The following is a 26,743-nucleotide window of genomic DNA, read 5'->3' as shown; positions in this document are numbered from 1 at the left end:
GAGTTTTTACAGTTCAGTCAGCCAACGCTGATAAACTTTGCGGAGCGCAGACAAAACTTTGTTATAGAAACGCTCTGGGGTATCATTGCCTGTGTCGATTAGCTGCAATCTTGAGAGCAGTTTGGCTTCCTCGATCGCTACCGTCCCATCGCTGTAGATTAGAGCGCTAATCGACTCGATTAGGTTTTGACAGGTTTCAGAGGTGGGACGCTCACCCAGATAATCTCGCAGCCATTGATAGCATTCTTCTGGCTTCACTGCTCGGAGTTCGTGCAAAAGTGGCTGAATTTCGCGATCGTTTGCCATGCCTTTCTCTTGGGTAATCTGATGCAGATATTGCCGCTCTTCGGGCTGGATTTTGCCGTCGAGCCAAGCGACCCCAACTAAAATTTTGATCAGCGTTTTAATATCAGTTGCCATCGGTTTATCATTTCTCCCGGTCTTACACCCGCTTTAGTCTTATCATAAAAAATCCATCCATGACTTGCTGATGGGGCAATACTTTCGCCCAACCTTCAGGTTGCAAAAATGGCGCGATCGTTGCATCAGACTCTGGGCGCTCAATCCTCCAATCAGAATGCTGACTCAAAAAGTTTTGAATCACTGACTCATTTTCAACAGGATGAAGCGTACAGGTTGCATAAACTAAACTGCCCTTTGGCTTGACCCAAGATGCCGTGTGATTGAGAATTTCTCTCTGAAGCTGAGAGAGTTCTTGAACGGTTTCGGGATTTTGTCGCCAACGAGCATCAGCGTGGCGATTGAGAGTGCCTAAGCCAGAGCAAGGCGCATCAATGAGAACACGATCGCACTGTCCAACCAACTGCGGCAAGTCGCGGCTGTCTCCAATGCAAATCTGAATCGACTTTAAACCCAGCCGATCGACATTTTGCTGCAATCGTTTGAGGCGAGAAGGCGTGCGATCGCAGGCCCAAACCGTGCCATGATCGTGCATCAATTCTGCCAGGTGCATAGTCTTTCCGCCTGGAGCCGCACACGCATCTGCAATGACTTCGCCTGGTTGCGGATCGACGAGATAGCCCACAAGTTGAGCGCTACTGTCTTGGACGATCCACCAGCCTTCTTGAAAGCCAGGTAGATTTTGAATTGCCCCTGAGCCTTGCGGCAATCTCAACGCCTGGGGCAGATGGGGAACTCGCTCGACTGGGATGCCCGCAGACTGCATCGCGGCTTCGACTTCAGAGAGGGACGATCGCAGCGTATTCACCCTCAGATCAATGTGAGGCGGCTGGTTCATAGACTCGCAGAGCTTTTCGGTTTCTGCCAGCCCAAACTGATCGAGCCAAACTTGCACAATCCAATCTGGAAAGCTGTGCAAAACGCCTAATCGCTCGATCGGATCGTCAGGTAGTTTTAGGGGATCGCTGGCTTCACTAGCGCGCAGATATTGCCGCAACAATCCGTTGACAAATCCAGTTAACCCTGAAAATCCGTTTTGCTTGGCTAACTCAACAGTGGTATTGACCGCCGCCGATGCCGGGATTTGATTGAGATAGCGCAGTTGATACAATCCCAAATGCAAAATGATTCGCAGATCTGGGGGTTGATCTTTTTTGGTTGCAAGCTGGTCAATCAGAGTATCTAGCGTTCGCTGTCGTCTCACACAGCCATAGACTAGTTCGGTCAGCAGGCGGCGATCGACCGCACTCAATTCGGTCTGATGCAGCACTTTGTCAACGGCGACATCTGCAAAAGCGCCTTTTTTGATTAAGCGGAGGGCAAGAAATGCGAGTTGGCGAGAGGTTTGGGTCAAGAGAGCGATGTTCTAAAATTGCCATATTCAGAATAGCAATCAGAATGAAGCTTCGAGAGATTGTCAGTCAAATCAGTCGTGATCTGTGTTTTAAAGCTCATCTCGAATTCAAACTCTAACGGTGTGATAGCGTGTGAATATCCTCATTTGATGTGCCGCGTATAGATATGCAACAGGTTCAAATTTCCACCGACACATGGGTTAGCGCCACTTGGGAAGAGTATCTGCAAGTGATTGGTCATCAGGCTTATGCAAAAGCTAAAGGATATTATTATGACCACAGAATGAGGATTGAAATGGCTCCCCTTGGGCATGATCATGCTGCCGACAATACGATCGCGAGTTTTACAGTCAACTTATTTTGCGGTCTCAAAGCCATTCCAACTCAAGGGTTAACAAACTGCACATTCCGTAAAGTAGAGTTTGAGGAGGCTCAACCCGATATTGCGTATTACATCGGAGCCAATGCTGAAGCGATTCCTTGGGGGACTACTATTATCGACTTAGACACCTATCCACCTCCTGATTTGGTCATCGAAGTCGCAAATACTTCTCTCGCTGACGATCAAGGTGCAAAGCGATTGCTCTACGAAGATTTGGGGGTCAAGGAATATTGGGTCTTGGATGTGAAAAATGTTCGAGTGCTGGCGTTTGCAATTGAGAACCAAGGTAGCTATCGGATTACGGAATCTAAAGTATTACCTAAGCTGCAAATCTCTTTACTTCAAACAGCATTGCAGCAATCTCGTCAAACCAATCAAAGTCAGGTTGTTGCTTGGTTAATATCAGAGTTTGGAAAAGAATAGAGATTTCACTTTTCACTCACGCCGTAGATCTACGAACACACCGTTATGGTCACTCATCTTTCCATCTTCTTGTGTTGTGCCTTCCCAAGCCCCTACTTCTACCTGGTGAGAAATTAAACGCTCAGACAAACAGATATGATCAACGGTCGATCGAGAGAATCCTTTAAGTTGCAGATTTTCCTCAGTCACACAGACCATTGAAAGATCGTGTAAGGCTGCACTCAGCATCTCAACTGACTGCTTCTCTTCATACCAACCTGACTGATCTCGACTCTGATTAAAATCAGCCGAAACACACATTAAATGATTGGGATACTGTTTCTGAATCCGCAACCAATCCTCATGATGCCGTTGAATGAATCGACGATGTTCTTCCCATCGCTTTGCAGTTCCACTCATTCCTTTATCATTAGCGAAAGTAATCACGGTTCCATAAATAATCATGGCTCCGAGTGGCGAATCTACCTCAGCACAAACCGCCCAAGCTGGATCAAATGTGGGAATAGAACGCAGCACTTTCAAGCGTGACCAAATTGTTGAGAGATTTTCACCTGCTGCGTGATATCCAGAAATGGAAGCTGATGTGACAGCCTCACAATCACTGGGAAGCGCGATCGCCGTATTCGTCTCAGTCAGCACCCACACGTCTGCATCAATCTCACGAATTTTATCAAGACGACGCTGATTTTTAACCCAACCGTTTTGTTTGGGGCGTTCCAGGTTCCAAGTAGCAATGCGAAGCTGAGGGGATGAATTCATAGCAATGTATTATTTATCACTTCAAGACTATATTAACCACCAACTCAAATATTGATTGCGTCACGGGATGAAAATTCGCCTTGCGCCCCGATAGTCTTCGATGTCAACGACGATATCAACCAAACGGTTGACACAGCGCTCTCGATAATCTGGTTCAACCAGTAATCGATCGATGTTTCCGATCGTCACGACAGGAAGCGATATGGAAGTGTTTTCTTCTCGCATCACTTGTTCTAACGAGTCTTTTCCCTTCATGCTCCGATTAGCGGTCAGGAGAATCATTTCATTAGTTTGAGCGCACTGCCAAACAACGCGATCATCGCTAGTGATCGCTAACCCTACTTCTTCAAACAAGACGAAGCATATAGAGATTAAGTCAAGCCATCCACTCGCTGTAAGACTGCCTGCTAAGACAACAGAATGCCCTCTTAAATTATGATCAACCAGAAATTTCATGCCTGCGACTCAAGCTTCGCTCTTTCTGCCTGAAGTTTTGCTCGGATTGCTTCTGTTCCTGGTTTAGGAGGATTTGATGCAATGCGTGCAGTTCGTTCGCGATTTTGCTCTTCATAATACCGCCGTAGCTCTTCAGACTGCTGGAGAACAAGATAATATTCTGCTTCAACCTCTGCATAGTGGGCATCAATGTAGGACAAAGCAGCATTCACTTGGTCATCCGTAAGGTCGAGCATGGTGCGAATAAATTTAGGTGGATAATGTTCTGTCACATAATCCATCACGTCGTACAGAGTAATGCGTGTTCCAGAGATCGTCAATCCTCGCTCGGTACGGACAATATTAACTTGCTCGTTGGGTCTTGGAGTCATAGCCACAACCTTCTAGAAGTTAGCTCTATAGTAACTGGCTCCAAACCTACCCGGAGCGATATCTATTCTGTCTATATCGATTTTTCTCTAAATAATCGTAAAAATATACGGAAAATCAAAATTTCTTCGTGTAGAGCATAGCAAGTCACCATATTTACATTAATCAAAGATGAAAGTTTCTTTGCAACTCCTTTCTTCGGTGCTATCTTTTTGCCTTCTATCTGCAAGTGCTATCGTCGCTCAACCTAAACCAATAAATCCATCTCAATCGTCAACACAACCTTCTACGAGTTTAACCCAGCAAGATAAAGCAATCGAGGACAAAATATATCGGACGACTAGAGAGGAGGTTGATCGGCTTAAGAAAGATAATAAAGATCAGGTTGAGCTTTATATTCAAAACAAAGTTAACGAAAAATTTACCACTTCTGTAGGCTCTATCTCTCTGATCGCTTCCCTAGTCGCTGTGCTATTTGGAAGTACAGCAGGGCTAGTATTAGCTGATAGGTGGAAAAAGGAGTTTAAAGAAGAGTATATGCGAAAAACTGGAGATGATATCGAGAAAACAAGGAAGACAATTATCAATTTGCAGAAAGAAACTGTAGCTCTGTTTATGTCCTTGGTGCTTCCAACCTACTCAACTCTAAGCTTTGAAGAGAGTGTTACGCCTGACCAAAAGGGTGCGACCTCCATCCGATACATTGGAAAAAACCGATTACCTTTTGCTCCATAAGGGTTTTGAGTGCCTGTAAAATTGATCAATGAATAATCAAAAAGACTACTGTGAAATCGTTCAAAAACCTTATCAGCAGGAGGCTTGAGTCACTTTAGTATCAGGTAGAGGTCGCACCCGACCAAAAGGAACAATTTCGAGACTTAGCAAAAACATTAAGTACCCTAATTTTGCCTGAGTCATGCACAGAAAAGGATTTCGTAACTTTGGGGAAAATATTTTATTATGGTCGCCAGTATGAAAAAGCGTTTAATGCTTATGAGAAAGCAGTCGAAGCAAATTCTAACTCCTCCGATGCTTGGCTAGGTAAGGGAAAAGCGCTGAGATGGTTGGGAAGATACGATGAGGCAATTGCGGCACATAAAAAGGTTCTTGAGATTGACGATAAATACTATTCTGCATGGGTTGAGCAAGGTGCTGCTCTCAGACGCAAAGAACAATATGACGATGCGATTAAATCATGTGAACAAGCCATCAAAATTAAGCCTAATTATGCAAGAGCTTGGTACAACAAAGCTTGTTATTTGGCATTACTAAACAAAATTGAACCGGCGATCGAAAGTCTACGAAAAGCGGTTGAGCTTACAGCATCCGATGGAAAATATAAGAATATGGCACAAGAAGATTCTGATTTTAAGCCAATCAGGAACGATGAGCAATTTCAGAAATTATTGAGGAATTAAGTATGATGGCTTGTGACGATCAATCAGAATTTGCTTGCTAGTTAAACAGAATGCTAGGAATGATGCTTATCAGCAGATTCAGAAAAATAGCCTTGTTACCTATGTACATAAATCTCATCAACTTCATTTCGGCGAAAACTTATCTATTTGTTGAAGTTGCTGCACTTCTTCAAGCGATAATCCGCTAAGAAATACTTAAACGCGTAAGCAAAATTGTGTACACAAAAACGAAATCCTTGAACAGATTACAAAATCAACGATCGGATAAGCAAACTCTTGTATTTAAAGACGAGATCAAGAAAGCTGTAAAAAATAGTTATATTTATATTTCGTTTTCAAGTTTTGTATAAGCGATCGCTAATTGCAAACAACAAAACGCATCAATATAATAAAAAAGCCTTTATTCACTAAAAATTTCATCCGAGTGCCCCCAAATCAAATCCGATCGCTTTCCTCTTGCACCTGCAACACGCCACTTTCAGCCATTGACCTTGGATAAACCAACAGAAAAAAGCCCATCCAGGTCAAAATCGGAATCGCCACCAGCACTGTCACCCAAATCGCTTTAAACACAATCCAACTGCCGCTAATCAACGTGACTCCGGTCAGCAAAATTGACCAGGGTCGACACCACCAAGGCTTATAGTCCCAAACGCTAGAGGATTTGTTGATATCAGGCTGCATCGATCGCAATTCATAAACGTCACTCTGTTCAAGATAGCAATCAGAGACGATTTCAGGCGACAGCATTAGGTTATTGTGATCAAGTGACCTTTTATAGAATCTGCCCTCCCATGACTCTGGCGCATCCTCACAAAAAGGCAAAAGCCCTCAAATCGTCTAGCCGTCGCCCTGCTAAAGAACTGTGCAGCGAGTGTGGGCTGTGTGACACCTACTATATTCACTATGTTAAAGATGCGTGTGCATTTCTCAATCAACAGATTGCCGCCCTCGAAGAAACCGTTCACGGGCGCAGTCGCGATTTAGAAAACCAGGACGATTGGTATTTTGGCGTGAGTCAAGACATGATGGCAGCGCGGAAAAAAGAACCGATTCCAGGAGCGCAATGGACGGGGATTGTGAGTGCGATCGCCATTGAAATGCTGAATCGCGGCATGGTTGAAGGAGTCGTCTGTGTGCAAAATAGTGAGGACGATCGCTTTCAACCTAAACCTGTCATTGCTCGCACACCTGAAGATATTTTGGCTGCACGAGTGAATAAACCGACGCTTTCGCCAAATTTGTCGATTTTAGAAGAGATCGAACAGTCTGGAATGAAGCGATTGTTAGCGATCGGAGTCGGCTGTCAGATTCAAGCCCTTCGAGCCGTCGAACAGCAGCTAGGACTCGAAAAGCTTTACGTGTTGGGCACTCCCTGCACCGACAATGTGACCCGCGCAGGATTGCAGAAATTTTTAGATACGACGAGCCGATCGCCCGATACAGTCGTCTACTACGAGTTTATGCAAGACTTTAAGGTGCATTTTAAGCATGAAGATGGCTCGACTGAATTGGTGCCCTTCTTTGGCTTAAAAACCAATGAGCTTAAAGACGTATTCGCGCCCTCGTGCCTGAGTTGCTTTGACTATGTAAATTCCCTATCAGATCTGGTGGTTGGATATATGGGCGCGCCCTTTGGCTGGCAGTGGATTGTGGTGCGAAACGATCGCGGTCAAGAAATGCTCGATTTAGTGCAAGACCAAATCGAAACTCAGCCTGTGATGTCGCAGGGCGATCGCAAAAACGCCGTCCAGCAAAGCATTCCTGCCTATGATAAAGGTGTGACTTTGCCGATGTGGGCAGCCAAACTGATGGGTGTGGTAATCGAGAAAATCGGCCCTAAGGGATTGGAGTATGCGCGATTCTCGATCGATTCTCACTTCACCCGCAACTATTTATATGTCAAGCGCAACTACCCCGAAAAGCTAGAGCAGCACGTCCCAGACTACGCAAAACGGATTGTAGGGCAATATAAACTACCAGACTAATTTTGAGGTTTGAGTGAGGAATTCCCATTCAAACCCCAAACTTTAGAGCAGTTTCTCAAACGCCGTTTCTTCAGCAACTTGTTTGCCCTCATTCAACAAATAGTCAAAGAAAGCTTGCGCGATCGCGGATAGCTGTTTGCCTGATGGATAAACCACATACCAATAGCGCTCGATCGGAAAGCCTTCGACATCTAAGATCATCAACTGGTTATTGAGTCCTTCCAGCGCCAGCGTGTGTTTAGAGAGCACCGAAAGCCCTAAGCCGCCTACGATCGCTTGTTTGATGGCTTCATTGCTGCCCAAATCGAGTTTGACTTTCATCAGCAACCCCTGGGAGTCAAACAGTTGTTTCACCGCCTTGCGTGTGCCCGAACCTGGTTCTCGCATGATCAAAGGTTCTTCAGCAATCCGCTTTAGGGGAATGTTTTTCTCGTGAGCAAGAGGATGATTACGCGGGGCTAACATCACTAATGGGTTTTCCATAAATGAATGCGCCGTCGCGTCAGAATCTTCGGGCAACTGGCTGAGAATATATAAATCGTCGCGGTTGTCGTTGAGACTATCTAATACATATTGATGATTAGTCACCGTCAGAGAAATATCAATGCCGGGATAGCGCTGACAAAACGGGCCGAGAATGCGAGGAATCACATATTTTGCAGTGGTGACAACGGCGATTCGCAAACAGCCCTGTTTGAGTCCTTTAAGGTCAGCGATCGCGATCTCAAATTGAGCAATGCGATCGAATAAATCTCGACAGGTAGCATAAAGTTCTTTGCCAGCAGGGGTCAGATAAAGGCGTTTGCCGACTTGCTCAAACAGTGGCAAACCTACCGTTTTTGACAACTGCTTGACCTGCATTGAAACTGTTGGCTGAGTCAGAAATAGTTGCTCGGCAGCACGGGTAAAACTGCTGTGACGAGCAACCGCTTCAAAGACTTTGAGTTGGTGGAGGGTAGCGTTCTGCAAGGCGAATGGCTCCTGGCGATAAGCATCTACTCATAGAAAAAAGTCTATTGCGTCTATTGATAACAATGACTTTTCACTATGAATTTTGTAGATATGATAATCCATAAGAGCATATGCTCCCTTCCAATCAGCGTTGCACGATTCAAAGTTTTGTTGGAGCCGTTGCCCAGCTATTGCGGGTTTCTGACTTGCAGCGATCGCAGACTGGCACCTTCACCTCTGACGTGCAGCGCTTTTCTAATCAGGTTCAAAATCTGGTCGCGATCGCAAATCCGTTTCTCCTGTAGATTCTCAATTTTATATTTACTATGGCTGATATCGTTGACATTGCTGTTGGTGCAGGATCTTTTAATACGTTAGTGACCGCCGTCAAAGCCGCTAACTTAGTAGATGCGCTCAAGAGTCCCGGCCCGTTTACGGTGTTTGCGCCGACGGACGATGCTTTTGCTAAACTACCACCCGGAACGATTCAAACCCTGGTGCAAAATATTCCTCAGCTGGCTCGAATTTTGACCTTTCATGTGGTGGCTGGAAAATATACAAAAGCTGATTTAGAGAAGCTCGATTTTGTCACGTCGCTCGAAGGTTCGCCCATTAAACTAAATTTCACCGATGGTTTCGAGGTAAAGAATGCTACCGTGATCGCTCCCGACATCGAAGCTGATAACGGCGTGATCCATGTTATTGATACGGTGATTTTAATGGGTTAGCGATCGTAAATTAACGTGAGTTCGATAGAAGTGGTTCACTCCGATGATGAATTCGGGAAGCCCCCTAAGTCCCCCAATTTTGGGGGACTTTGAACCGGGAATTTTGGCTTGAAGTCCCCCAAATTGAGGGATTTAGGGGGCAGAAGCCGCTGACAACGCAGCGAAAAAACTCGTCGAACTCACGTTGAATTACATCACGTTGGTTACTTGGAACGACTCTGGGCACGGCAGTGCCGTGCCGATACGTAGATTTGCGGTTCACTCTGGGGTCACTTGTTGCAAAGTGGCGGTAAAATCAGGATAAGAAATCGCCGCCGCTTCTGCACGATGAATAGTTGTGACACCCGTCGCGTTGAGCGCCGCGATCGCTAAACTCATCGCAATCCGGTGGTCAGTATGACTATCGACTTCAGCCCCCCTTAACGACTTGCCGCCGACAATTTCCATACCGTCGGGCAACTCGGTGATGCTGGCTCCCATGAGATTAAGTTGAGTTGCAGTGATGGTGATGCGATCGCTCTCTTTGACCCGCAACTCTTCAGCGTCTCGAATCACGGTGGTTCCTTCGGCAAAGGTGGCGGCGACTGCCAAAATCGGAATTTCGTCAATCAGGCGAGGAATTAAATCTCCGGCGATCGTGCAAGCCTTGAGTTTGCTGTGACGCACTCGCAGATCTGCAACAGGCTCTCCGGCAACTTCGCGCTGATTTTCGAGAGCAATGTCTGCGCCCATTTGTGCCAAGGCTTCTAACACGCCAGTGCGAGTCGGATTCACACCGACATTCTCGATCGTCAAATCAGAACCGGGGACGATCGCCCCAGCCACGAGCCAAAATGCTGCCGAACTGATGTCTCCCGGAACGATCACGGTTTGTCCTTTAAGTCGGGCTTGTCCGGTAATCGTGACACTATTGGTTTCGGAATCAACGCTCAACTCTGCCCCAAATGCTCTGAGCATCCGTTCGCTGTGATCGCGTGAGAGAGCAGGTTCGGTGATGGTTGTTTGTCCTTGAGTCATCAGCCCCGCTAAGAGAATGCAGGATTTGACTTGGGCAGAGGCGATCGGAGAATGATAGTGAATCGGCTTTAAAGCCTGTCCTTGAATCGCCAAAGGTGCGAGGGAATTTTCGTTACGTCCCCAAATCTGTGCGCCCATTTGCTGCAAAGGTTTAACGACGCGAGACATCGGACGAGAACGAATCGAGCGATCGCCCGTCACCGTGAAAAACTTGCCTGGATGCGACGCTAAAATCCCCAGCATTAATCGAGTTGTAGTCCCAGAGTTCCCAGTGTTAAGCACATCTTCAGGTTCTTGCAGATTGCCCAACCCGATGCCATTCACCCGCACTTCTTCTGCATTAAGTTTTGAAATCGTTGCTCCCATTGCCCGAAAGCACTCTGCCGTGCTGCGCGGATCTTCACCCAGCAACAACCCGTGAATGATCGTTTCCCCTTCAGCGAGGGCACCTAACATCAGCGATCGATGAGAAATCGATTTGTCTCCCGGCACTCGAATTCGCCCGTGTAGTGCTTGCCCTGTGCTTTTGATGATTAACTCATGCTGCTGGTCAGTAATCTTTAAAGCGATCGAAGTAGGAGTTGTCATGGGGATCAGCTAGACTGACATCGCAATGCGTAAGTCATCCTACCATTCCATGCTGACCCACCATCACAGACTTGTCTCGCTTTCGATCGTGTCTACAGACTTGCCTGTTTGGTCTGACGTGCAGGCGATCGCCACAATCTATCAGCGAGATCAAGAACGGTTTCATCTGCTGTTGACCGAGCCTAAAGTCGCAGTGGATCACGAGCAGCGCGATCAGCCATCAACCCAGAATCAGCCATCCACGCCTCGATTGTTGTGGTTAGAAATGTCTCCCTACCGCATCACCATGACGATGCAGGGCGATGGCAAGCTCAGTTATCGTCACCACTGGGAGCGCGGCGTTTATGGCATCAGCCGCTATTGGCTGCAAGGCGGTCAGGCTGGGCTGGGCAGTCAGCTACAGCTTCGCAATTTTACGCGTCGGCTAAACCTTGATGGCAAGACTCTGCCTGAGCGCTTGCACTTAGAATATGAACTTTGGTCAGACAAGATTCAACTAGGCTCTTATGTGTTGAACTTAGACATTCAAGCCGATTAGCAGATTCAAGCACTATTGCCCAGTTTTCTGAGCCACTTGCTGAATTTGACTGGTGAAATAATCGGTTCGGTAGTTGAGTTGCTTTGCCACGGCTAACCCTTGATTAAACGCAGTCAACGCTTGTGGATAGGCTTTGCGCGCCAGATGAATCTGTCCAATCTGATCGTAGGTATCCATCAGTCCATAAGTGTCATAGGCCTGCTGCTCGACTCCAGCTAGATATTCATAAACCTGCAAAGCGGCATCTAAGCGATCGTTGGAGCGATACAGCACCCCCAATTTTCGCAAAGCATCCCCTGCATATGCCAGTTGAAAGACGGGTTGTGCCAGCTTAAAGGCTTCCTGATAGTTCTGCTCGGCTAAATTGATCTGACCACTCGTTGCGTAGTTATCGGCGATTCTGATTTTGAGAGCGGGAAGCAACTCAGGCTGTGAATTTTTTTGATAAAGATCAGCGAGTTGCTGCTGATATGGAATGGCTTGAGCAGGTTGTTTGGCTTGTTCATGAACATAGGCAAGCTGATTGAGATAGAAGGCTTCACCCGCTCGATCGCGCTGCCCCTGAGAAAGGGTGAGCAATTCTTGATAAGTTGCTGTCGCCTTGGGGTAGTCAAACCAACTGAGATGCAGTTGCCCGATCGTGTTGAGCAAACTCACTTCTTCGGTGGCATCTTTGCGCTGACGAGCTTCTGCTAGCATCTGCTCATAGACGCTGACTGCCAAACCGGGCGATCGCACCAGTTGATAGGCCGTCCCTAGGGCCTGCAAGATTTGAGGACGCTCTGACAGATTTGTCTTGGCGCTTGGGGCTTGCACCTGCTTCTGAATCGCTTGCAGCCGTCTCGTGATCACAATCACCTGATTGGGCTGATTTTGCTTCCAGGCGATATCGCCGACCCGACCCAGTGCTTCGACTTCATTCAACAAACCTAACGCTCGACGCAAGCGCAATTCGCGATTCCAGATCTCAAAGGCGTTGATAATATCGCCCGATCGATACTTTGCGATCGCTTGGGCGTTGAGATCATCCAAAGCAGTGCCAAGCTTCTGGCGCTCCGACTCACTTAAAGGACGCTGCAATCCTCCCGGCAATAGAGGATCAGGTGCCGTCAACTCTAGCGGGCTAGGCGGAAACTTGTCGGGTTGAGACGGTGGCTTTTGAGGTGCAGGCTTTCCGACAGGACTCGGTTGAGGCACGGGTGAAGTTGCGGCTTGTCCAGGCAATGTTCCTATCAAGCAAATAAACGCGATCGTTCCTACCCAGGGCTGTTGAAGAAAATTGGCGGTCATGATAAATAAATGTTAGCGATCCCTAATATTTAGGTGACTGACTCAAGACTAGAAGGTTTCAGACTCTCCATTGACCTCTAATTCCCGAGAGCTTCCCCAAAATTCCGTCCTCCCATGACATAATGGGATGCCATTTGCCAGATCATTAAAATTTTATCGGTAAGATGTTAAGTCTACCGAATAAAAACACCCCTTAAGGAAACCCGATCGAGGTTTCGATTAACGGTGGATGCACTGTCAAATGCTAACTAATAATTTCTGAGCGAGGGCAACGTGAGGGTTTTGATTGTCGGCAATGGGGGTCGTGAACATGCCCTGGCTTGGACGTTATTGCAGTCGCCACAAGTTCAGCAGGTGGTCTGTGTTCCGGGCAACGGGGGAACTGCCACGCTAGAGCGCTGTAGCAACTTAGCGCTGTCTCCAGACGATTTTGAGGGGATTGCGCGATTTGCGTTGGTGCACAATATTTCTATGGTGGTCGTGGGTTCTGAAGTTCCTTTATCTCAAGGAATTACAGATGCTCTGACTCAGCAAAACTTGGCGGTGTTTGGCCCCACTCGTGAGGGTGCTCAGATTGAGTCGAGCAAGGCATGGGCAAAAGCGCTGATGCAGGAAGCCAGAGTTCCGACCGCAAACGCAGAAGTGTTTACGACTGCGGAGGCTGCAAAGACTTATGTACGTCAGCAAGCAACCCCGATCGTCATCAAAGCCGATGGACTTGCCGCCGGAAAAGGCGTGACAGTGGCACCAACAGTAGCAGCCGCAGAAGCCGCGATCGACCTTTGCTTCGACGGGCAGTTCGGTGCTGCCGGATATCAGGTCGTGGTTGAAGAATGCCTGCTCGGTCAAGAAGTCTCAATTTTGGCAGTCACCGACGGGTTGACGATTCGCCCACTGTTGCCTGCCCAAGATCACAAGCGCATCGGCGAGGGCGACACCGGGGAAAACACAGGCGGTATGGGGGCTTACGCTCCGGCTGCGATCGTCACGCCCGCTTTGATGAACCGCATTCAGGCTGAAATTTTAGAGCCGACGATCACGGCGTTGCGCGATCGCAATATTGACTATCGCGGCGTTCTCTACGCAGGTTTGATGATCACGCCAGCAGGTGATCCAAAAGTGATTGAGTTTAACTGTCGGTTTGGTGACCCCGAAGCTCAGGCAATTCTGCCTTTGCTTGTCACTCCGCTAGAAAAACTGTTGGCGGCTTGTACTCAACAGAAGCTAGAGCAGTTTCCGCCCCTTGAATGGAAGCCCGGTGCTGCTGCCTGTGTTGTGGTGGCTTCAGAAGGCTATCCCGGCAACTTTAAGAAGGCGTTTCCGATCACTGGCATTGAGCAAGCTGAGACAACGGGAGCGATCGTCTTTCACGCGGGAACTCAGCGTAAACAGCAAGTTTTAGTCAGCGACGGTGGGCGAGTGCTAGGCGTGACTGCGATGGGTAATGACTTTGAGCAAGCGATCGCCCAAGCCTATGCCGCGATCGCGCAGATTCAATTTGAGGGCATGTATTATCGTCGAGATATCGGCTACCGAGTCCGAACGGTTAGCTCTCCTCAAAATTGATTTATATTTAGGATCAGGAAGTCGTCAAAAGGAAGCTTTTTAGCTTCTAGTCCCTCACCCCTGGTCTTGCTCTTGTTTTCCTTCTTCAACCCCGTTCGAGAAGTTTTGGTGCGCTGGTGGTCGGAGTTTACGCTCCAGACTAAGCTGATGGCGGCGGCAACCCTAGTCGTGTCGCTGATTATGAGTGGGCTGACTTTTTGGGCAGTCAACACAATTCAGCAAGATGCTCGCGTTAACGATACGCGGTTCGGCAGCGATTTGGGGCTGCTGCTGGCGGCAAACGTGGCTCCTCTGGTTGGAGAGGACGATCGTACTGAGTTAGCTCGTTTTTCGCATCGCTTTTATGGCAGCACTTCCAGCGTGCGCTATATGCTCTATGCCGATACGAATGGCGAAATCTATTTTGGGATTCCTTTCTCAGATTCTGAGGTGCAAAATTCGCTGACGATTCGCCGTCGCATTCAGCTACCCGAAAATTTTGCTGAAACCTCAGATTTACCGATGGTGCGCCAGCACTTAACGCCCGATGGTGAAGTCACCGACGTGTTTGTGCCCTTGGTGTATGAGGGCAAATATTTGGGTGTGTTGGCGATCGGCACTAATCCAAACCCGACGGTGGCCGCGTCATCTCACCTAACGCGAGATGTCACGGTGGCTGTGTTTGTCTCGATCTGGGTGATGGTGATTTTAGGGGCGGTGTTTAATGCGCTGCAAATCACTAAGCCGATTAAAGAGCTTGTAGTTGGCGTTAAAAATATTGCCAAGGGCAACTTTCAGCAGAGGGTTGATCTGCCTGTGGGGGGCGGCGTTGAGTTGAGCGAACTGATTGCTAGCTTTAACGAGATGGCAGAAAAACTAGAGCGCTACGAAGAACAAAACATTGAAGAACTCACGGCGGAAAAGGCGAAGTTAGAGACTTTGGTGGCGACGATCGCCGATGGTGCTGTTTTGCTCGATACCAATCTGCAAGTGGTGTTGGTGAACCCGACTGCTCGCCGCATCTTTGGCTGGGAAGGCAAGCCCGTGGAAGGAACCAACGCGCTTTACTGTTTCCCAGTGCCTGTGCAGGTCGAATTGACTCGCCCACTCTATCAGGTTGCCAGAGGTGAACTGCGTGAGGAAGCTGAATTTCGGATCACGCTCACCGAGCCAGTGAATCGCACCCTGAGAATTTTGTTAAACACCGTTCTGGATTCTTCTAAAGAAAACGTCAAAGGTGTGGCGGTGACGGTGCAAGATATCACCCGTGAAGCGGAGCTAAATGAAGCAAAAAGTCAGTTTATTAGCAACGTGTCTCATGAGTTGAGAACGCCCCTGTTTAACATCAAATCCTTTATCGAAACGCTGCATGAATATGGCGATGAACTAACTGAGACGGAGCGGCAAGAGTTTTTAGAAACGGCAAATCGAGAAACCGATCGTCTGACTCGACTAGTCAATGATGTGTTGGATCTGTCTCGCTTAGAGTCGTGCAAGATTTATCACTTAGAAGCCGTCGATCTGGCACAACCGATCGAGCAAATTCTTCGCACTTATCGACTCAACGCTAAAGACAAAGGCATCGAGCTACTGCAAGAAGTTGAAGCCGATTTGCCTGCGGTGATGGGGCACTATGATTTGCTTTTGCAGGTGTTTGCAAATCTGGTGGGCAATGCCCTTAAGTTTACTGAAGCGGGCGGCAAGGTGATGATTCGCGCCTCTCTGCATTCGCCCGAAACGGTTCGCGTTGAGATCGCAGATACCGGAATTGGCATTGACCAGGAAGACCAAAATGCCATCTTTGAGCGATTTTTTAGAGTTGAGAACCGGGTTCACACGCTAGAAGGAACGGGTTTAGGGCTGTCGATCGTCCGCAATATTGTGCAGCGTCACCACAGCCGCGTCTATCTAGTCAGTGAAGTGGGAGTCGGAACCACGTTTTGGCTTGACCTCCCCATTTATCAAGATGAGATTGCTGCGATCGCAGCGTTGAAGCTAGCCGAAGAATCTCACACCCTGGAGGCGGCTGTTTCTGAGGCGAGTATAGTCACCACAGGTTCATAACCAATGTGATTTCGTCACGCGATCGCTGAAGCCGATTTCCAGGTTTGCAATCCTTGCAGTACTTGATCGGTGGTGGCAGTCCAGCCGACGATGCCACCTTGGGCGCGCACCATTTCTAGCGTCGCTTGCTTGAATTCTGGAAAGTAGCTCTCGGTCGCATCTTCGACGAGCAAGCACTCATAGCCCCGATCGTTGGCTTCTCGCATGGTTGTTTGGACACAAACTTCAGTCGTTACGCCTGTGATCAGCAGGTGGGTCACGTTGCGCTCTTTTAACAACGGTTCGAGGTCGGTGTTGTAGAACGCACCTTTGCCCGGTTTTGGGATCACGATTTCTCCTGGAAGCGGAGCCAATTCGGGGATGATGCCGTTACCTGGTTCACCCAAAATGAGAATTCGTCCCAGCGATCCGGCATCGCCGATCGTCAATTTTCCTTTACCCCGTTTGCGCTTAGAGTCGGGACAGTCTGACAGATCGGGTTGATGTCCCTCAGTCGTGTGGAAAATGGGGAGGTTTCGCGATCGACAGCCTGCTAACAGCGTTTTTAGAGTCGGCACGATCGCTTGCAAAAGGCTAACATCGTTCCCCAAAATGTCACCAAATCCACCCAGTTCCATAAAGTCACGCTGCATATCAATCACGATCAGCGCAATGTTGCCGTCTTCAGGCAACTCGTAGTCATAAGGCTGTGCAGAAATAATAGTCATAGGGCTAATGTCCTGCCATGCTGCGACCGATCGCAGCAAAATCAGCCGTTGCGATCGGGCTTTCATAAGCAAATTTGCCTTCACTGATCACGAGGATGCGATCGGACAATTTCAGCAACTCGTCCAGATCTTCGCTGACGAGCAGCACCGCAACGCCTCGGTTTCGAGTCTCCAAAATTTCGCTGTGAATATAATCGACGGCGGCAAAGTCCAGACCAAAACAGGGGTTAGCGGCAATCAGAAGGTTAATGTGATCTGAAGAAAGCTCTCGTGCAAGAACGGTGCGCTGGACGTTTCCACCAGAGAGATTGCTGACTGGAGTTTCGGGAGAAGGCGTTTTAATTTTAAAGATTTTAATCAAGCGCTGGGCAGCCTCTCGAATCGGCTTAAAAAGCAGCATCCAGCCTTTGGCTTGAGGCGAACGATCAAACGTTCTCAGTGCCAAATTCTCTGCCACGCTCATTTGAGGCACACAGGCATTTTTAAGCGGCTCTTCGGGCAGCACAAAGACGCGATGCTTAAACATTTCGCGGCGACTGGCCCGATAGACTTCGCCATTGACCAAAACCTGCCCAGCGGTGGCGATGCGTTGACCTGCCAAGACTTCGACTAATTCGCGCTGACCGTTGCCAGAAATGCCTGCAATCCCGACAATTTCGCCACTATTGACGGTCAGATTTACGCCCGAAATCGCCTCTAGCCCATTGTCTTTATTGGCGTGAATCTCCTGAATTTGCAGCACCGGGGTCGGGTCGGGATGCACCGTCTTCTCAACTTTTTGAGGATCGCGTTTTTCGCCCATCATCATCTCTGCCATGTCGGCGATCGTCAGATCTTTAACGCTGCCGCTCCCCGCAAATTTGCCCTTTCGTAAGACGGTGATCTCGTCTACAAACGCTGTCACCTCGCGAAATTTGTGGCTGATTAGCAGCACGCTTAAATGCCCCGCGACGACTTCTTGGCGAATCAAGCCCAACACCTCATCGGCTTCACCGGGCGTTAGCACTGAGGTTGGCTCATCTAGAATTAGAATCTTGCTCTTGAGATAAAGCTGTTTGAGAATCTCTAGTTTTTGCTTTTCTCCAGCCGCGAGTTGAGCCACGATCGCACTCAACGGCAGCTTAAACGGAGCCGTCTCCATAAATGCGTTCAGCACCTCGTATTCAGCTTTCCAGTCAATCAGCGCGGCACTTTCATAGCGGCAAAGCACCAAATTTTCTGCCACCGTCATCGCCGGAACTGAGGTGAAGTGCTGATAGACCATGCCAATTCCGTGTCTTTGAGCGTCGCGGGGGCTAGCGATCGTTTGCACCTGCTGGTTAAAGCGCACCTCTCCAGAAGTGGGCTGATAAAAGCCCATGACGCATTTTACGAGCGTACTTTTTCCGGCTCCGTTTTCTCCCAACAGGGCGTGAAACGTGCCGGGTTTTAGGGTCAATGAAACCTGATCGAGGGCGATCAGTTGACCAAATTGTTTGGTCATATTTACGACTTCGAGTTCGGGGGGCAGGTCGAGTTCTTTGGTTTGGCTGATTTCGACGGCTGGATTCATGACTTTTATTGAAATTTAGAGTTTTTAAGTGAAAGTTCCTAAAGCGCCAGGTGCGCCTGTGAGCGTCTTCTTGGGAGAACAAGTAATGATCATGATCAGCAGCGTCAGAATGTAAGGAGACGCGTTGAAGAGATAATAACCGCCCTCAACGCCGACCGCTTGCAAGGCAGGGCCGATCGCTTGTGCGCCTCCAAATAAGAGCGATGCCCAAAGGCACTGAATCGGATTCCAACGGGCAAAGATCACCAGAGCAACCGCCATCAAGCCCTGACCGCTAGAAATGCGCTCTGACCAGCTACCGGGGTAGTAAAGCGACAAATATGCCCCGCCAATCCCAGCTAAAAAGCTGCCAGCGATGATGCACAGCATTCTCACTTTTGCGATCGAGATGCCCATCGCTAACGCTGCATCGGGACTATCGCCAACCGCTCGAATAAATAATCCCCAACGAGTAGACTTAAAAAACCAAGCCATTAACGGCGCGAGCAAAATTCCGATGATCAGCAGAGGACTGATTTTTAGAGCGGATTGAATTTGAGGAACGTTGCTCCAGGCACCCAGATCAAATGTTGGCAGTTGAGGGGCAGGCGGTTGAATAAACGGTTTTCCTAAAAAGAAGGCGATGCCACTGCCAAAGATAATCATGGCAATGCCGACAGCGACATCATTCACCTTGGGCTGCTGAGATAGCCACGCGTGAATAAAGCCTAAAACCATTCCGGCTAGACCTGCTACTAGAACGCCCAGCCAGGGAGAAATTGCCGGGCCGACGCTCTTTTCGGTCAGATAAGAGATCGCGTAGGCACTCATTGCCCCGGTCAAAAGCGTTCCTTCTAACCCCAAGTTGACTTTGCCGCTTTTCTCAGTTAGGCACTCGCCCAAACTCACAAATAAGAAGGGGGCACTGCCGCGTAACATACCCGCCATGATTCCTAAAGGAACGCCCCACCAACCTAGTGCTTCTGTTGCCATTTGAATATCTCCATTGAATTTGGGTGCGATCGCAAGTAATTTAACGTCAGTTCGACGAGGTTTTTCGCTTCGTTGTCAGCGGCTTCTGCCCCCTAAATCCCCCATTCTGGGGGACTTTGAACCGGAACTTGTGGCTTGAAGTCCCCCAATTTGGGGGATTTAGGGGGCTTCCAGAATTCACAACCGGAGCGAACCGCTTCCGTCGAACTGACGTTAATTTATACTGCCAGGGTTGCTGAAGGGGGAGGCAAACTCGGTGCTTCGGGTTCTTTAAAGATGGCGAACCGTCCGTAGAGAGATTCGCTGTAGAGAACGACGAGAAACACTAAGCCTTGAAAGACATAGACTGTGGCATCGGGTAAGCCTAACTGTCGCTGCAAGATGCTGCCGCTGGCGAGAATTCCGCCGAGTAGAATTGCCACAACGCTGGCAGCGATCGGGTTATGTCGCGCAATAAATGCCACCAAAATTCCCGCATAGCCATAGTTAGCATTGAGTGATTCGTTGGCTCGACCGTGTACTGCCGCGACTTCGACCATCCCGGCTAACCCAGCAGCAGATCCAGCTAGAAAGCAGATCGCGATCGTCAATTTGCCGACGGGCAATCCGGCAATTCGGGCGGCTTTGACGTTTCCGCCTGCCGTTCGTGCTGCGAATCCAAACGTGGTGCGCTGGATCAGGTAGTAAGCAATGATGCACACGACAATGCCGTAGAGCAACCCGTAATGGACTCGTGTAAAGGGAATGTTGCCTAGCTTATCGGCATCAGGAATCGGGAAGCTAGAGGGCTTGTTAAGAGAAGTCGGATCGCGCATCGGGCCGCCTACCAGATGGTTGAGGATCGCGATCGCGATGTAATTCATCAATAGGCTGCTAATCGTCTCGTTGACAGCTCGATAGTGACGCAACGCTCCGACTATGCCGATCCACACCCCTCCAGCGAGGATGCCTGCGATCGCCATGACGATTTGAACGACGAGCGCTGGGGCAGAACCCGCGACGGATAAGCCTGCGGCGATCGCGGCAATCCCACCCATGACTAGTGCCCCTTCGTTGCCAATGATTACCAACCCCAATCGAGCAGGAAGCGCGGTACACAAAGAGGTCAGCATCAACGGGGCGGCTCGAATTAGCGTATTTTGAAAGGCAAACCAACTGCCAAAGGCTGCTTTATAAATTGCCCCATAGACCGCAAAGGGATTGGCCCCCGCTGCCGCACAAAACAAGCCAAACAAAAAAAGTGAGAAGATCAGAGCAGCGATCGGAATCGAAACCGCTTCTAACGTTTTACGCCAATGAGCGCTAGTCAGCATACGCAACCGAGTGAAGGATGATGAAAGAATATAAGCCTTTTTATTCGATAAAAGTGCATCGTGATGTACCAAATTTAACGATCGTGGAAGAATAGCGATCGTTGAGGAAATTCTTTAAAGTTTTGTAACTAATTTGATAAGTTCTCTGAATGCCTAAATCTTGGCTGTTTGTGATAATCGCTTTCGCGGTGCTTCGTTTGGTGTTTTGGCTGACGGCGTTTCCAAACCCTGACGAAGCTTACTATTGGCTTTGGGGTCAGCATCTAGACTGGTCTTACTATGACCATCCGCCCTTAAATGCTTGGGTTCAAGGGGCTTTTACTGCGGTTTTTGGACGCTCTAATTTCACACTGCGGTTGCCCAACTTAATCAGTAGTGGCGCGATCGGTTATACCTACTATAGAATTGTTCATTATCTTTATCGAGATAAGATTGAACAACATTTTTGGTTAGTGATTATATTAGTGCTTGCGTCCCCGTTGTATTTTTTATTTTTGGGGTTGGCGTGGCACGATCACTTACTAATTACGTTTTCGTTAATTTCTGCATACTTATTTATTACGTTTCTGGATGGTTATGTTACAGAGCAAAAAGGTGAAAGTTGGCGACTCTATTCATCAGCTATTGCGATCGCGCTTGCTGGATTGTGCAAATATAATGCCGTGTTTGTGCCGCTTGGATTTCTCGCTGCGATGATTGCCGATCGCCGATTAAGACCATTTTTGCGTGATCGTCGGCTCTATTTTGCGATCGCGATCGCCAGCAGTGCGTTGATTCCGATTCTGGTGTGGAATCTCTCGAATGATTTTCAGTCGTTTCATTATTATGTCGATCGCAGTATTCATCCGGTTAATGGTGGAATTAAATTAGGTTCGTGTCTTGCTTTCATTGGCGTTTCATTTTTTGTAGTTTCTCCATTCTATTGGAGAGGCTTTTATCGGAGTTTTAAACAGCCCAGTCATTTGATTCGCACTGATTCTGTTTACCCGATCGTCGCATTTTGGATGTTCGCAGTCTCTACCATTATTTTGACGGTTATTTCTCTGATTTCGGCTGCGCTTTATTATTGGAATATTACTGCTTATCTTTTATTGTTTCCTTTACTCCCGGCCTGTTTTATTCGGGCTTCAAATTTCGGATCTAAAGCGTTATCTGGCTTTCAGCTTTATGGATTATTATTTGCAACCCTGCTAGTGGTACATTATTGTGCTTTACCGTTGTCAGCACTGGTCAGCAAAGACGCTGATCCAGATTCACGGATGTTGTTTGGCTGGAACGAAGTTGCTGTTGTCGTTACACAGCAGGCATCAGAACTTCAGACTTCGCCCTTGTTGATCACCACCGATTATCGATCGGCATCTGCTCTGGCTTATCAACTTAACGATAAAACTGTGAGAGCGATCTCCGATCGGGTCGATCAATTTGACTTTTGGTATCCCGATGATCTGCCCTTTCGAGACAAAAATGCAGTAATTTTGTCGGATGATTGGTTTCCGGTGCAGTCAAAGCTACTTGCAAAGTTCGATCGAGTTTCACCACCGATTACTGTTCCGATCATTCGGTTTGGCGTGTGGATCAAGAACTACTATGTTCAAAGAGGCTATGGATTGAAATAAATGGACTGTATTCACATAACAGGCATTCTCAGTTATGGCTACACGGGTGCATTGCCTGAAGAACAACGATTAGGACAGTGGTTTGAAGTCGATATAACGCTGTGGCTCGATCTCTCTCAAGCTGGAGAAAGCGATCTATTGGCACACACTTTAGATTATTGCGATGTGATCGAAATTGTGCAGAACTTAGTGAAGACTTCTCGTTTAATCTTGTTAGAGAGATTGGCAACGCTGATTGCAGAATCTGTTCTTAACTTCGATCGCGTCTCTCAGGTGCGGGTGCAGTTGATCAAACCTGCGGCTCCGATTCCTGACTTTGGCGGCAAAATCACGATCGACATCACTCGCACTCGATCATAAAACAACGTGAATTCGAGACTTCGTTACGAGTCCATCGCGCCCCCTAAATCCCCCAATTTTGGGGGACTTCAAGCCAAAAATTCCGGTTCAAAGTCCCCCAGAATGGGGGATTTAGGGGGCAGAAGCCGCTGAGAACGAAGCGAAAAAACTCGTCGAACTGACGTGTTAAACACGATAATCAGCCAGAAGCTAACTTGTGAGCAAAGCGAGTCGTTTCGGGCAAACGATATTTGGTCGTGCAGCCCATCACATAAGCGATCGCCGTTTCTAAACTAATGCGATGACCGGGAGAAATATAGAGCGGGTTTGTATTGGGGCGAGTTTTGAGCACTGCGCCGATCGTCTCGCCGCGATCGTACAGTGGCTCCCAAGTGCCTCTTTTGTCTGGTACTTCGGCGTGTTTGCCAATCAGACGAGATTTTGCCACTCCAATCGCAGGTAAATTGGTCAACACTCCCAGATGACACGCGATACCAAACCGTCGAGGATGCGCGATGCCTTGACCATCGCAGAGCAGTAAATCAGGCATAATTTTGACATTCTCTAACGCATCTAAAACCGCCGGAACTTCTCGAAACGAGAGAAACCCCGGAATGTAAGGAAACGTGGTGGGACGACGCGCGATCGCCTGATCACACAACTGCAATTCTGGATAACTCAGCACGGCAACGGCTGCACGAGTCACTGTCCCGTCTGCCTCAAAACCGACATCAACGCCCGCCACATAGTTCACCACCCCGAAGCGATCGCGCGTGATCACCTCAGTTCGCAGCGTTTGCTGAATCTCGATCGCGGCTTCTGCGGTCAAAACCCACTCATGTTTCTGCTCAATTTTCATGCTTCATCCCTCATCCTTCCTCTTGATATCGCCCTACAATCAAGTGGTCTACCATCTACGGGCGCAATGTTAGGACGACTGCTCAGTTCGCGCTATCGAATCGTCAGGGTGCTTGGGTCAGGCGGGTTTGGTCACACGTATGTCACTCAGGATACTCAGCGTCCTGGGAACCCTTTGTGTGTATTGAAACACCTCAGTTTTGCCAGCCATAATCCTGCGATTTTGCAGCAAGCGAGGCGGATGTTTCTCTCAGAGGCAGAAACCTTGGAGAAGTTGGGCGAACATGATCAAATTCCGCGACTGTTGGCATATTTTGAGGAAGACAAAGAGTTTTATCTCGTTCAAGAATTTATTGAAGGGCACCCGCTCAGTGACGAATTACTGCCCGGAAAAAAGCTCTCTGAAGCCCAGGTAATTCTACTGTTAAAAGATGTCTTAGGCATATTGAACTTTGTTCATGCTCAAAACGTTATTCATCGAGACATTAAACCTGAGAATTTAATTCGCCGCGATCGCGATCAAAAACTAGTTCTAATCGATTTTGGTGCCGTTAAAACCATCGAACATACGATCGCCGAAGCCACCGGAACCACTGAGATCAGTATGCCAGTCTACACGTCAGGCTATGGAGCAAGTGAGCAGTGTTTGGGCAAACCTCGCTTTAGCAGCGATGTCTATGCGTTAGGAGTGATCGGCATTCAAGCTTTGACAGGAGCGCGCCCTGTGCAGTTGCCGCAAGACCCCAACACCTGCGAACTCGTTTGGCAAGATTTGGTCGAAGTGCAGCCAGAACTCGCCACCGTGCTGGAAAAGATGACAAAGTTTCACTTCAACCAGCGCTATCAAACTGCTGATGAAGCACTAGAAGCACTGCAACATCTTCAGGAAACAGAGAATCAAACCCAAGCCCCGCTCTCTCGATTTGATGCCGTTCGGGGTGCTAATGTTCGTGCCGCGATCGTACCACCACGCCCTCGATTTTTAGCCGGGGCTGCAATGCCGCTGAAGATCGCGACTAGCATCGGTGCAGCGGCTTCTCTAGCTCTGGCCACTTGGACGGTGACTCGCACATTAACGCCCAAAGCACTTCCGATCGTCAGTCCGAGTTCGATTCAGACTCAGATTAGCGTAGGTGAAAAAATCCTCACACCCGGAACGGTTCTCCCGCTTAAGCAAGAAGCCACCGACCAGATCGCCGTCGGAAACCTCAAACAAGCGGTCACTCTCCTAGAAAAAGCGCGTCGAGCCAACGTCGCCGACCCCGAAACTCTGATCTATCTCAACAACGCGCGAATTGGTCAGCAGAAGTCTTACACCGTTGCCGTAGTGGTGCCCCTCAGCACTCAACCCGGTTCTTCGGCAGAAGTTTTGCAGGGAGTGGCGCAGGCGCAAAATCAGGTTAATCAAACTGGGGGTATTAATGGAGTGCAGTTAAAGGTGGCGATCGCCACAGACAACAGTGAACCAGAAATTGCTAAACAAGTGGCAAAAGCCTTTGTTGATGATGCAACAGTTTTAGGCGTAATTGGTCACGGCACGAGCGATACCACTCTCGCGGCTGGAACAATCTATCAATCTGGAGAACTTGTTGTTATCTCCCCCGTCAGTTCTGCTGTTGCGCTGTCGGGGTTTAGTCCCTATGTGTTTCGCACCATGCCTAGTGATCAACTGCCTGCAAAACAGCTTGGCAATTATATGGTGACGCAGCTTAAAAAACGCAAAGCTGTAGTGTTCTTTAATTCTGCCAGTGCTTATAGCAACTCGCTTAAAGACGAATTTAGTAAAGCTTTGTTCTATGGCGATCGTGGTCAAGTAATCGACGCGATCGATCTAAGCAAACCGGACTTTAACCCCGTTGAAAGTGTCGATCAAGCGATTAAGAAAGGGGCACAGGTGATCATGCTTGCACCCAATAACGAATTCTTCGATCGGACTCTTCTAGTCATTAACGCCAATCAAAATCGGTTGCCTCTTTTGGCAGGTGATGCGCTTTATTCACCTAAAACCTTACAGATCGGCGGCAAGACTATCGCAGGCATGGTTTTAGCCGTGCCGTCTTATCAAGCTGAGATCTCAAAATCTGCATTTCAAAAGCAAGCCAAGACACTTTGGGGAAGCCCAGTGCGGTGGCGAACAGTGTTGGCATACGACGCGACCGAAGCGTTGATTGGGGCACTTCAGCGCACACCAACTCGCAATGGCATTCGGCGATCGCTGGCAAGTCCTGATTTTGCGGTGATGGGCGCAATTCATCAAGTCAAGTTTTCTGAGAGCGGCGATCGCCCGATTGATCTCGAACTGGTGAAAGTGACGGCTGCTCGATCGGGCAAGCAATACGAATTTAAAGCGCTGTCGAACAAGAAGTAAAAGATTCGGCGTTGCTGAACAATGGTATGAATTCGCCCCCCAACCCCCCATTTTGGGGGACTCTTGGACTTTCAAAGTCCCTCACTTGTGGGGGATTTAGGGGGCGTTCCAGAAATGTCGCTACCCACCGATTCATACTTGGATTCAGCAACGCCAAAGATTCAAATGATTAAATCTGCTGGGGTCATGTCTTCATAACGCTCAAACGGCTGATGAATCCAAGGATTATCAGCCAAATAATCGACATAATAATCAGGCTTGATCACCGAGCAGGCTTTGTACCACAACACACCTGTCCGCACCTCTTCGATATAAAATCCGTAGTGATGCTCAAGCCAAGGAATCGTTTTTTGTAGTGTCACCCCAGAATCTACTAAATCATCCACGAGCAAGACATGGCTGCCCAAGTTAGGTGTGGTCATCGTCAAGTCGCGCGAAAACACTAAGCTACTGCGGCTTTTGCCACTTCGATAAGAAGAAGTCGCCAAAATTGCCAGGGGCACGTCATAGATACGAGCCAAGACATCTCCAACCCGCAAACCCCCTTTAGCAAGGCAGACAATTTGATTAAATTCCCAATTAGACTTGTAAACTTGAGCGGCTAGGTGCTCGATCGTGCGGTGATAATCTGACCAAGATACATGAAGATCTGACATGGGAAGGCATATTAAGTCGGTTAAAGATTTGGCACGATTTGGACGATCGAAACCCAAAGATGATGAAAATA

At 48.3% G+C, this 26,743-nt stretch carries 27 protein-coding genes; 12 read left to right on the top strand and 15 right to left on the bottom strand.

The annotated features are described in order from the left end of the window. Positions 1–6 precede the first annotated feature (6 nt). Positions 7–420, bottom strand: coding sequence for a tellurite resistance TerB family protein (locus C7B65_RS03365; RefSeq protein ID WP_073069482.1), 414 nt, complete (start codon positions 418–420; stop codon positions 7–9). A 22-nt stretch (positions 421–442) separates the two neighbouring features. Beyond that, positions 443–1,774: a 16S rRNA (cytosine(967)-C(5))-methyltransferase gene (locus tag C7B65_RS03360; protein ID WP_073069481.1), complete on the bottom strand. Its 1,332-nt coding sequence runs from the start codon at positions 1,772–1,774 to the stop codon at positions 443–445. A 167-nt stretch (positions 1,775–1,941) separates the two neighbouring features. Here C7B65_RS03360 and C7B65_RS03355 point away from each other — a divergent pair, with 167 nt between their 5' ends. Further along, positions 1,942–2,580 carry a Uma2 family endonuclease gene (locus C7B65_RS03355; protein WP_073069480.1) on the top strand — a complete coding sequence of 213 codons (639 nt, stop codon included), beginning with the start codon at positions 1,942–1,944 and terminating at the stop codon, positions 2,578–2,580. A gap of 12 nt (positions 2,581–2,592) precedes the next feature. On the opposite strand, the gene C7B65_RS03350 is transcribed toward C7B65_RS03355, so the two are convergent. From C7B65_RS03350 to C7B65_RS03340, 3 genes are read right to left on the bottom strand one after another with little or no spacing between them, the layout of a single operon-like run. Then, complete coding sequence (locus C7B65_RS03350; RefSeq protein ID WP_073069479.1) at positions 2,593–3,339, bottom strand: endonuclease/exonuclease/phosphatase family protein; 747 nt, start codon at positions 3,337–3,339, stop codon at positions 2,593–2,595. Between the two features lie 60 nt (positions 3,340–3,399). Continuing rightward, positions 3,400–3,795 carry an ACP S-malonyltransferase gene (locus C7B65_RS03345; protein WP_073069478.1) on the bottom strand — a complete coding sequence of 132 codons (396 nt, stop codon included), beginning with the start codon at positions 3,793–3,795 and terminating at the stop codon, positions 3,400–3,402. Further along, a complete protein-coding gene (locus C7B65_RS03340; RefSeq protein WP_073069477.1) occupies positions 3,792–4,166 on the bottom strand; it encodes a DUF433 domain-containing protein in 375 nt (124 codons plus the stop codon). The genes C7B65_RS03345 and C7B65_RS03340 overlap by 4 nt, the downstream gene beginning before the upstream one ends. Positions 4,167–4,335: 169 nt before the next feature. Between C7B65_RS03340 and C7B65_RS03335 the strand changes: the two genes are divergently transcribed. Together C7B65_RS03335 and C7B65_RS03330 are read left to right on the top strand one after the other, a co-directional pair. After that, positions 4,336–4,899, top strand: a complete 564-nt coding sequence (locus tag C7B65_RS03335; protein WP_073069476.1) for a hypothetical protein — start codon at positions 4,336–4,338, stop codon at positions 4,897–4,899. 206 nt (positions 4,900–5,105) lie between these two features. Further along, complete coding sequence (locus C7B65_RS03330) at positions 5,106–5,582, top strand: TPR end-of-group domain-containing protein (protein ID WP_073069604.1); 477 nt, start codon at positions 5,106–5,108, stop codon at positions 5,580–5,582. Positions 5,583–6,017: 435 nt separating this feature from the next. On the opposite strand, the gene C7B65_RS03325 is transcribed toward C7B65_RS03330, so the two are convergent. Continuing rightward, positions 6,018–6,332 carry a DUF6737 family protein gene (locus C7B65_RS03325; RefSeq protein ID WP_280523171.1) on the bottom strand — a complete coding sequence of 105 codons (315 nt, stop codon included), beginning with the start codon at positions 6,330–6,332 and terminating at the stop codon, positions 6,018–6,020. Between the two features lie 44 nt (positions 6,333–6,376). On the opposite strand from C7B65_RS03325, the gene C7B65_RS03320 reads away from it, so the two are divergent. Further along, positions 6,377–7,570: a Coenzyme F420 hydrogenase/dehydrogenase, beta subunit C-terminal domain gene (locus C7B65_RS03320; protein WP_073069475.1), complete on the top strand. Its 1,194-nt coding sequence runs from the start codon at positions 6,377–6,379 to the stop codon at positions 7,568–7,570. A 42-nt stretch (positions 7,571–7,612) separates the two neighbouring features. Here the strand turns inward: C7B65_RS03320 and C7B65_RS03315 are convergent, their stop codons facing one another. Continuing rightward, positions 7,613–8,539 (bottom strand): LysR family transcriptional regulator, encoded by a 927-nt coding sequence (locus tag C7B65_RS03315; RefSeq protein WP_073069474.1) that lies wholly within the window; start codon positions 8,537–8,539, stop codon positions 7,613–7,615. Positions 8,540–8,652: 113 nt separating this feature from the next. On the opposite strand from C7B65_RS03315, the gene C7B65_RS27610 reads away from it, so the two are divergent. Further along, entirely contained in the window at positions 8,653–8,826 is a 174-nt protein-coding gene (locus tag C7B65_RS27610; protein WP_181314321.1) for a hypothetical protein, read from the top strand. Positions 8,827–8,847: 21 nt separating this feature from the next. Then, positions 8,848–9,249 carry a fasciclin domain-containing protein gene (locus C7B65_RS03310; RefSeq protein WP_073069473.1) on the top strand — a complete coding sequence of 134 codons (402 nt, stop codon included), beginning with the start codon at positions 8,848–8,850 and terminating at the stop codon, positions 9,247–9,249. A gap of 258 nt (positions 9,250–9,507) precedes the next feature. Here C7B65_RS03310 and aroA read toward each other — a convergent pair whose 3' ends face one another. Next, on the bottom strand, positions 9,508–10,854 hold the full coding sequence (gene aroA / locus C7B65_RS03305) for a 3-phosphoshikimate 1-carboxyvinyltransferase (protein WP_073069472.1): 1,347 nt from the start codon (positions 10,852–10,854) through the stop codon (positions 9,508–9,510). 25 nt (positions 10,855–10,879) lie between these two features. On the opposite strand from aroA, the gene C7B65_RS03300 reads away from it, so the two are divergent. Then, a complete protein-coding gene (locus C7B65_RS03300; protein WP_223257275.1) occupies positions 10,880–11,392 on the top strand; it encodes a hypothetical protein in 513 nt (170 codons plus the stop codon). Between the two features lie 12 nt (positions 11,393–11,404). On the opposite strand, the gene C7B65_RS03295 is transcribed toward C7B65_RS03300, so the two are convergent. Beyond that, the gene (locus C7B65_RS03295; RefSeq protein WP_073069470.1) at positions 11,405–12,682 is read right to left on the bottom strand and encodes a hypothetical protein; all 1,278 of its coding nucleotides are present in this window, start codon (positions 12,680–12,682) and stop codon (positions 11,405–11,407) included. A gap of 273 nt (positions 12,683–12,955) precedes the next feature. On the opposite strand from C7B65_RS03295, the gene purD reads away from it, so the two are divergent. Together purD and nblS are read left to right on the top strand one after the other, a co-directional pair. Then, entirely contained in the window at positions 12,956–14,248 is a 1,293-nt protein-coding gene (purD, locus tag C7B65_RS03290; protein ID WP_073069469.1) for a phosphoribosylamine--glycine ligase, read from the top strand. A 72-nt stretch (positions 14,249–14,320) separates the two neighbouring features. Beyond that, the gene (gene nblS / locus C7B65_RS03285; protein ID WP_073069602.1) at positions 14,321–16,291 is read left to right on the top strand and encodes a two-component system sensor histidine kinase NblS; all 1,971 of its coding nucleotides are present in this window, start codon (positions 14,321–14,323) and stop codon (positions 16,289–16,291) included. Positions 16,292–16,305: 14 nt separating this feature from the next. Here nblS and C7B65_RS03280 read toward each other — a convergent pair whose 3' ends face one another. The 4 genes from C7B65_RS03280 to C7B65_RS03265 all read right to left on the bottom strand — a co-directional run bounded on the left by C7B65_RS03280 (position 16,306) and on the right by C7B65_RS03265 (position 20,835). After that, complete coding sequence (locus tag C7B65_RS03280; RefSeq protein ID WP_317615784.1) at positions 16,306–17,064, bottom strand: cysteine hydrolase family protein; 759 nt, start codon at positions 17,062–17,064, stop codon at positions 16,306–16,308. Further along, positions 17,003–18,550: an ABC transporter ATP-binding protein gene (locus C7B65_RS03275; RefSeq protein WP_073069467.1), complete on the bottom strand. Its 1,548-nt coding sequence runs from the start codon at positions 18,548–18,550 to the stop codon at positions 17,003–17,005. Before C7B65_RS03275 ends, C7B65_RS03280 begins: the two co-directional genes overlap by 62 nt. Positions 18,551–18,574: 24 nt before the next feature. Beyond that, the gene (locus C7B65_RS03270; RefSeq protein WP_073069466.1) at positions 18,575–19,522 is read right to left on the bottom strand and encodes an ABC transporter permease; all 948 of its coding nucleotides are present in this window, start codon (positions 19,520–19,522) and stop codon (positions 18,575–18,577) included. A gap of 218 nt (positions 19,523–19,740) precedes the next feature. Further along, positions 19,741–20,835, bottom strand: coding sequence for an ABC transporter permease (locus C7B65_RS03265; RefSeq protein WP_073069465.1), 1,095 nt, complete (start codon positions 20,833–20,835; stop codon positions 19,741–19,743). Between the two features lie 149 nt (positions 20,836–20,984). Between C7B65_RS03265 and C7B65_RS03260 the strand changes: the two genes are divergently transcribed. Further along, positions 20,985–22,451 carry an ArnT family glycosyltransferase gene (locus C7B65_RS03260; RefSeq protein WP_073069464.1) on the top strand — a complete coding sequence of 489 codons (1,467 nt, stop codon included), beginning with the start codon at positions 20,985–20,987 and terminating at the stop codon, positions 22,449–22,451. Next, positions 22,452–22,811 carry a dihydroneopterin aldolase gene (gene folB / locus C7B65_RS03255; RefSeq protein ID WP_073069463.1) on the top strand — a complete coding sequence of 120 codons (360 nt, stop codon included), beginning with the start codon at positions 22,452–22,454 and terminating at the stop codon, positions 22,809–22,811. A 178-nt stretch (positions 22,812–22,989) separates the two neighbouring features. Here folB and nfi read toward each other — a convergent pair whose 3' ends face one another. Beyond that, complete coding sequence (nfi, locus tag C7B65_RS03250; protein WP_073069462.1) at positions 22,990–23,649, bottom strand: deoxyribonuclease V; 660 nt, start codon at positions 23,647–23,649, stop codon at positions 22,990–22,992. Between the two features lie 66 nt (positions 23,650–23,715). Here nfi and C7B65_RS03245 point away from each other — a divergent pair, with 66 nt between their 5' ends. Beyond that, entirely contained in the window at positions 23,716–26,016 is a 2,301-nt protein-coding gene (locus C7B65_RS03245; RefSeq protein WP_143161994.1) for a bifunctional serine/threonine-protein kinase/ABC transporter substrate-binding protein, read from the top strand. A gap of 161 nt (positions 26,017–26,177) precedes the next feature. Here C7B65_RS03245 and C7B65_RS03240 read toward each other — a convergent pair whose 3' ends face one another. Next, positions 26,178–26,672: a phosphoribosyltransferase gene (locus C7B65_RS03240; RefSeq protein WP_073069460.1), complete on the bottom strand. Its 495-nt coding sequence runs from the start codon at positions 26,670–26,672 to the stop codon at positions 26,178–26,180. Positions 26,673–26,743: the final 71 nt, after the last annotated feature.

This window comes from Phormidesmis priestleyi ULC007 (genome assembly GCF_003003695.1).
Classification (GTDB): Bacteria; Cyanobacteriota; Cyanobacteriia; order Leptolyngbyales; family Leptolyngbyaceae; genus Phormidesmis_A; species Phormidesmis_A priestleyi_A.
This window is presented reverse-complemented; position numbering and strand designations above follow the sequence as displayed.